Consider the following 7,535-nt stretch of genomic DNA (forward strand, 5'->3'; position numbering starts at 1 on the left):
CCCTACAGCCGAAAATAAGAAAAACTATCCTAAAAGTGCGAGTTTGTGATATTTTGACTGAGAATACCACCGCCGTTAGGCAACAGAAGTAGCAAATTTAGAGGCTGATTAGAGCATGGCAGAAATTAGAGGCACCGCCCAAGCAGACTTGCTAGCAGGAACTCCAGAAAATGACCTAATTTTTGGTTTGATGGGGAATGACACCATTGCGGCAAACTCGGGTAATGACAGCATTTATGGAGGAAAACAAAGCGATTTAATTGAGGGCAATTTAGGTCAAGATTCGCTTTTTGGAGATTTAGAAAACGACACTATTAACGGCGGAGACGGTAACGATTTTTTAGTGGGCGGAAAAGGCAGCGATTCCATATCTGGAAACTCCGGGAATGATGTTTTGTCGGGCGATCGAGATACTGATGTCCTGATAGGCGGAGACGGGGCAGACGTATTTGTTTTGAGGCGCTATGCTGAGGCAGATCCTGGTCGTACCAGCGGCGGTGCTAATTTCGCAAATGCTGACGCGATCGCCGATTTTACAGCCGGTACAGATTTAATCGGTTTGGCGGGAGGTCTTAGTTTTAGCGACTTGAATATTCAGGAAGCTGGAAACGATACTGTTATTCAAGACCGAGTGACTGGAGAATTTCTCGCTACTCTCAGAGGGGTGAGACAAAGTGCGATTAACCAGGCAAGTTTCACTAATAATATTGGCAGCGTTGTTGCCAGCCCCCCGCCTGCTGCGCGGACAACGGCTTATGCTTTAACTCCTGCTAATCGGATTGTCGGTTTTAGTCTTTCCAATCCGGGAAGTGTACTCTCAGATTTTCCCGTGACTGGATTGCAAGCGGGAGAAAGTTTGCTGGGAATTGATTATCGACCGGCTAACGGTTTGCTTTACGGTGTGGGTTCTAGCAATCGCTTGTATACTGTCAATCCGATGACTGGGGAAGCAAGTCCAGTCGGTAACGGGGAGTTTGCTGTTCCCCTAACTCCGGGGGCTGCGGGTTTTGATTTCAATCCGACAGTCGATCGAATTCGGTTTGTCAATCAAGCCGATCAAAACGCCCGCCTCAACCCGGATACCGGGGCACTTGTGGATTTTGACACGCTGGCGGGGGGAATTCAACTCGACGGGAATTTGGCTTATGCTGCGGGCGATCGCAATGTTGGGTCAAATCCAGCGGCTGCTGGGGCTGCGTATGTGAACAACTTTGCCGGGGGAACTTCGACAACCCTGTTTGTAATTGACAGCGATTTGGATGTTTTGGTGCGACAAGATCCGCCGAATAATGGAGTGTTGAATACGATCGGATCTTTGGGAGTTGATGCTACTAGCGTTCTCGGCTTTGATGTCAGGAGTATTGGCGGCCGCGATGTCGCGGTGGCGGCGCTGGAAGTTGGTGGCATTTCCGGCTTGTACAATATCAATTTAAGTAGCGGTCAAGCTTCCTTTGTCGGTCAAATTGCCGACGGGAGACAGATTAACGGTTTGGCTTTGCCTTTGCCTACAGCTTACGCTTTAACTGTCAGAAATGGCGCTGAAACAATTGTCGGTTTTAACGAGGCGGCACCGCGGGCAATTCTCAGCGACGTGGCAGTTACAGGGTTGCAGCCGGGAGAAAGTTTGCTGGGAATTGATTTTCGCCCCGCTAACGGTGTGTTATACGGTGTGGGTTCTAGCAATCGCTTGTACGCGATCAATCCCGTTACTGGGGCTGCAAGTCAAGTCGGTAGCGGACAGTTTGCTGTTCCCCTAACTCCGGGGGCTGCGGGTTTTGATTTCAATCCGACTGTCGATCGAATTCGATTTGTCAATCAAGCCGGTCAAAACGCCCGCCTCAACCCTGATACTGGGGCACTTGTGGATTTTGACACGCTGACGGGGGGAATTCAACTCGACGGGAATTTGGCTTATGCTGCGGGCGATCGCAATTCTGGCAATCCCGGCGCGGCTGTTGGGGCGGCGTATGTGAATAACTTTGCGGGGGCAACTTCGACGACACTATTTGCAATTGACACCAATTTAGACGTTTTGGTGCGGCAAGATCCGCCGAATAATGGAGTGTTGAATACGATCGGGTCTTTGGGAATTGATGCTGGTACCGTTCTCGGCTTTGATGTCAGGAGTTTTGGCGGTAACGAGACGGCTTTGGCTGCGATCGAGGTGGGCGGAGTTTCCAGCCTGTACAATATCAATTTGACGACTGGTCAAGCTTCGATCGTCGGTCAAATTGGTGACGGGCGAGGGATTAAAGGTTTAGCACTGACTTTGATTTAACTGCTAGATTCCCAGCGATTTTAGATTTATTTTAGGCATCAATTATCTAGTTTTTAGGTGGAAAATTGAAAACAACTCAACTTTTCTACAATCTGAAATTGTCTGTCTAAAATCGTTTGGGCGATTCCCTATTCCCAATTTGAGGTAACATATTATTTTGACAACCAAGATAAGATGTTATCTCAAGTTTTTTACTTGCTACGTTCCCGCAGTGACGGCAAATATCTGTCCGCGAATCCCAATCCAGATGCGGCAGTGAGTTACCTGCTGATGTTTCGCGAAGACTATGACGCTTTGAGCTATCTCAACGCCCACGCTGCTGATGTTGCCGATCGATTCGGAGTAGAATCGATTTCCGGTTCTCAGGTAAAAAAGCTACTCGAACGTTGGGGCTTTAACGGTGTGGGGGTTGTTCAAGACCCGCTGTTACCCAATATTGAGTTTTTATTGACAAAGGATTGACAATTGACAAGATTTGCTATTCACCCGGTTTCACGAAGAAATCGGGTTTTTTTGTCAAGTTTTGAGCCGATCGCCCGATCGAGCTTGTACACTTCTAGGCCCCATATCTAGTGCAAATTGTCAAATATATTAACCTTTTACCCTAAATCTGAATCCTGTTGTATATTCGTAGTCTGTTGATATATTCCGACACGTCAGTACACAACCTATGGTTCGAGAATTAGAGCGATCGAGTGCCAGCGAGAAACGCAACCTGTCCGATTTCCCCGAAACAGCACCCGCAGCCAATCCAGTATTTTTTAGGACTTACAGCCGCCGTACCGAGACGGGAAGGGAGACTTGGGCCCAAGTGTGCGATCGAACTGTCAAGGGGCTGCAAAAGCTGGGAAACCTCACCCCCGAAGAAACACAACTGCTGCACCGGATGCAAAACCAGCTCAAAACCCTCGCTTCAGGCCGCTGGCTGTGGGTAGGCGGCAGCAAATGGATCGAACAACCAGAGAATTTTTCCGGGGCATATAATTGTTCCTCAACAAATATTATCGACTGGCGTTCCTTTGGGTTGTTGATGGATTTGGCAATGATGGGCTGCGGCACTGGGGCAGTCTTGGAACCACAATATATCAACCAACTGCCGCCGATCCGCAACCGTTTAACCCTAACCATGCAAGGCGAAATCGGCTCTACACCCGCCCAGTCGCGCCGTCAAGAAACAGAAGTAAAAATAGCAGAAAAAACCGCAACTATTTATGTCGGAGATTCTCGCCAAGGTTGGGTAAACTCCTATCAAACTTTGCTGGAGTTATCCACAGATGAAAGATTTGCAGGAGAAGTTCATGTTTTCATCGATTTGAGCGACGTTCGCCCAGTGGGAGAACCTTTAAAAGGTTTTGGCGGAGTAGCAAATCCGGTGAAATTGCCCGACCTTTATCAACGCTGTGCCGCAATTTTGAATAAAGCTTTAGGGCGGCAGTTAAATTCAGTTGAATGCTGCGTGTTGATAGATGAAGCGGCGGTGACAATTGTTGCTGGAAACATTAGAAGATCGGCCGGGATGCGTCAGTTTTATGCTGATGACGAACTCGGAGCAAATGCTAAAAATAATTTGTGGCAACAAGATGAAAGTGGCAACTGGAGAATAGATCCAGAACGCGATGCCCTTCGCATGGCCAACCATACCCGGGTTTTCCATACCAAACCTACACTAGAAGAATGTATTGATGCTGTCCGCAAACAGTATTATAGCGGCGAAGGTGCGATTCAATGGGCCGGCGAAGCTGTAGCTCGATCTAACGTTGATTTGCTTTCAACACCGAGTCTTAAACTTGAATTTTTGAAAGCTTACGACGAAGGAAAAGCTAAAGAGTGGTTGCAGGAACGCCATCCTAATATGACTGCTGGCGAGTTAGAGCATCGGTTAGTCCGTGTGGGCTTAAACCCGTGTGGTAAGTAATTTTGCCTCACGTAAAAAACCTCGCAAAATCGGAGAAGACTGAGATGTTAACTCCGAGGTAAGTAAGGGAATTAAAAATCCTTTACCACCGTAGAGCGTACCGGGTGAACCTTCTTTGTTGAAGAATATAATCCTGGCAAGAGTGCGGGGCATTTACAACTAAAGTAGATGAAAAAGTACGCCGAGCTACAGGGAAAATGGAATCTGTAGAACTAGAGGATAAAAAGCCTTTAGGGTAACATAACTGGAAATCATCGGCTCTAACTTCCACTGCGTTTCAGGTGAAACGATGTTAATTACTCGTGATGGAATGCACCGCATTCAGGAGGTGGTCGGACAAGCTGTAGAAGTGTGGAATGGCCAGCGTTGGAGCAAAGTTGTACCGATGCTGACGGGGCAAAATCGTCAACTTTATCGCGTCTCTTTTGGTGATGGCACTTATTTAGATGTCACAGAAAAACATCGTTTTTTTGTGAAAGACCGCTTTGGCAATCAGTATGAAGAATTAACCACAGGGGCCCTCGCGGAACTCCTAAAAATCACCAAGTACAGCCTACACACTGAACCCTTCCAAATCTCTTATCGAGATGGCAAATTTGTAGAACCCATTTGGGCTTACACATTAGGTCAATTGGTGGGTGATGGTTCCCTTTGTCAGTCGAATGGCAAGCCACAATTACAACTGCGTCTGTACGGAGCTAAAAGCGACCAAGAGTTAGCTATTGCGGGCAAAACTAGCGGTAAAAAACGCTATTACACAGAATCCAAAGATGTTCCATGCTTGCTTTACGTGGGATTCCAAAAGGAGTTTGAGCCAGAACAGGTTCGCTCGCTCAAAAATACGGCCGCAGCTTTTGATGAAATTGCATCCTGGGATCGAGAATCGATTCTGAATTTCATTGCTGGTTTAGCAGATGCTGATGGTTCCATTGTTCCTAGTGGTGGCATTCGGATTTATTTGTCCGACTATGACCGCGCTTATCGAGTTTATTTACTATTGACTAAGTGTGGGATTCGTTCTTCCGTTAATCTCTTAGCAACTGCGGGAACTACTACTAACTTAGGCACTCGTAACCGTGACTTGTGGTATCTACAAATTACTGATTGTGCAGCGATTCCTTGTCAACGCTTGGATACCTCACGGGGTCATCAACCGAAAGCGAAAGGTAAATATCAGGTAATCCACTCCGTAGAAGTTTTACCGGGAAACCATGATACCTTCTGTTTCAACGAGCCAGAATTCCATAAAGGGGTGTTTGGTGGCACTCTAACTGGAAACTGCAATTTGGCTGAGGTTCACCTCAATCAAATTGACCCTTACAATTTCAAAGAACAGGAGGAAGCTTTCAGGGCTGCGGCTCTATCTGTCGCGGTACTTCTCAATCACAAATTTCTTGAACCCCGCTATCAATACAGCCGCGAACTAGACCCGATTGTCGGCGTCTCTTTCACGGGATTGTTCGATTTCTTCGTTCATGCTTTTGGCGTTGAGTGGCTGCGCTGGTGGGTGGAAGGCCGCCCGCAAACTCCGCAAGGAATCGCTTTTAAACAGCGGGAAGAAGAGTATTTGAGTGGTTGGCGCGAGATTGTGAATCGGGTAGTTTGGGATTATTGCGATCGCCATTCCTTAAAACGCCCCAATCGCTGCACAACCGTTCAACCATCGGGTACTAAATCTCTGCTGACAGGTGCTTCTCCGGGCTGGCACCCGCCGAAAGCCCAGCGTTTTATTCGCCGAATCACTTTCGGCAAAAACGACCCCGTAGCCCTCGCCTGCATCGACTACGGATACAACGTGATTCCCTCTCAATCTGACAAGGATGAAAACGGCAATTTGCTGAACAATCCCTTCGATGAACGCTGTACGGAATGGCTGGTAGAAATACCTGTTGCCGTCAGTTGGGCTGACTTGCCAGGAGCCGATGAAATTGACATTAATAAGTTCTCAGCGGCCGCACAAATGGACTTTTATATGCAGGTGCAAAAGTTCTATGTCCGACATAACACTTCGGCCACGATTGAACTGCGCGAAAATGAAGTGGAAAGTTTTGGTAGGCGGATTTATGAAGCCATTCGCGATGATGAAGGCTACATTTCCGCCGCGCTTTTGGCTCGGTTTGATGCTCTTGAAACTTTCCCCCGTTTGCCCTTTGAACCGATAAACAAGGAAACTTACACCAAGATGGTGGAAGAGACTTTAGCCCGCCGGGAAATTGATGTTTTTCACGCGGCTTTGAGTCGCTATGACTTAGGTGAAATGATGGATTCCGGGCCTGCGGGCTGCGATTCTGATAAGTGTTTGATGCCGGAGACTAAGGCTATATAGTACCGTTGAACTACATCCCCCAAATGGGGGATTTTTTTTGATTATTTTTAGCAAATAGGCGGTTTCAACCGCCGCATAATCGAGGGGATAGCTAAAAATGCTATCATTCGACAATCAGAGATTAAAGTTGTGCTGAATTAAAATGCAGAGGCTTTAGTGCAATGTCAGACAACCAAAATGAACCTAGAGAATACGATGCCGTCCTGGGCGGTCAAAGTTCAATTCCTGTCAATGCTGCGGTACTCGGAGGCATCCCCGGCGTTAAAAGCCGCTTAGCCTCGCCCGCTGTCGAAGTTAGAATCGCCGCACTCTCCGAAGCGGTGAAATATGGAGAAGCAGGCTTGGATTTAATAATTGGAGGATTGCAAGATGAGTCAATGCAGGTAAAATTTGTTGCCTATTCACTGCTAAAAGATAGAAATGAAGGGAAGATTAAACAACATTTACAGAACTATTCTCCTGTATTTGAATTTGATGTCATCACAGTCGATGCGTATGGAAAAGAAAACAGTCGCAGTAAGTCCTTTGCTTGCTTTTTTCCTGAAGACTTAGGTGACGGAATTGTACTGGAAATGGTTTACATTCCCGGCGGCACATTTATGATGGGTTCCTCCAACAGCGAAGAAGGTAGACGTGATAGCCAAAGTCCCCAGCATCAAGTAACTGTACCGGCTTTTTTTGCAGGCAAATACCCCATCACCCAAGCACAGTGGCAAGCAGTGATGGGAAAAAACCGATCGGGTTTCAAAGGTGAAAAACGTCCTGTAGAAAATTTATGGTGGGATGAGGCTATCGAATTCTGTGGCAAACTCTCGCAACAAACCGGGAAAAAATATCGCCTCCTAAGTGAAGCAGAATGGGAATACGCCTGTCGTGCTGGTACAACCACCCCATTTCATTTTGGGGAAAGGATTACCCCGGAATTAGCCAACTATAGAGCAATGGCACTGAAAAAGTCTCAATCACGCCCTCCGTTTAGATTTCAAGACAGAGCGAGGTTCCTGCATTCGAGGATA

5 protein-coding genes are annotated in these 7,535 nt (G+C 47.1%); all 5 read left to right on the forward strand.

Translation table 11 applies throughout. From position 1 onward, the window contains the following. Positions 1-115 precede the first annotated feature (115 nt). The gene (locus tag QUB33_RS14060; protein ID WP_333351244.1) at positions 116-2,278 is read left to right on the forward strand and encodes a DUF4394 domain-containing protein; all 2,163 of its coding nucleotides are present in this window, start codon (positions 116-118) and stop codon (positions 2,276-2,278) included. A gap of 174 nt (positions 2,279-2,452) precedes the next feature. Further along, a complete protein-coding gene (locus QUB33_RS14065) occupies positions 2,453-2,740 on the forward strand; it encodes a hypothetical protein (protein ID WP_006630975.1) in 288 nt (95 codons plus the stop codon). Between the two features lie 208 nt (positions 2,741-2,948). Next, positions 2,949-4,193: a ribonucleoside-triphosphate reductase, adenosylcobalamin-dependent gene (nrdJ, locus tag QUB33_RS14070; RefSeq protein ID WP_333351245.1), complete on the forward strand. Its 1,245-nt coding sequence runs from the start codon at positions 2,949-2,951 to the stop codon at positions 4,191-4,193. 289 nt (positions 4,194-4,482) lie between these two features. Then, positions 4,483-6,519 (forward strand): ribonucleoside-triphosphate reductase, adenosylcobalamin-dependent, encoded by a 2,037-nt coding sequence (gene nrdJ, locus QUB33_RS14075; RefSeq protein ID WP_333351246.1) that lies wholly within the window; start codon positions 4,483-4,485, stop codon positions 6,517-6,519. A 161-nt stretch (positions 6,520-6,680) separates the two neighbouring features. Further along, positions 6,681-7,535: formylglycine-generating enzyme family protein (locus QUB33_RS14080; protein ID WP_333351247.1), on the forward strand; the 855-nt coding region annotated here is incomplete at its 3' end.

It is taken from the genome of Microcoleus sp. B3-A4 (genome assembly GCF_036705385.1).
Classification (GTDB): domain Bacteria; phylum Cyanobacteriota; class Cyanobacteriia; order Cyanobacteriales; family Microcoleaceae; genus Microcoleus.

Bases quoted from the DNA above. Each gene is read 5' to 3' on its own strand.
- nrdJ (WP_333351245.1), top strand. From the start codon at position 2,949: ATGGTTCGAGAATTAGAGCGATCGAGTGCCAGCGAGAAACGCAACCTG.
- QUB33_RS14060 (WP_333351244.1), top strand. From the start codon at position 116: ATGGCAGAAATTAGAGGCACCGCCCAAGCAGACTTGCTAGCAGGAACT.
- nrdJ (WP_333351246.1), top strand. From the start codon at position 4,483: ATGTTAATTACTCGTGATGGAATGCACCGCATTCAGGAGGTGGTCGGA.
- QUB33_RS14065 (WP_006630975.1), top strand. From the start codon at position 2,453: ATGTTATCTCAAGTTTTTTACTTGCTACGTTCCCGCAGTGACGGCAAA.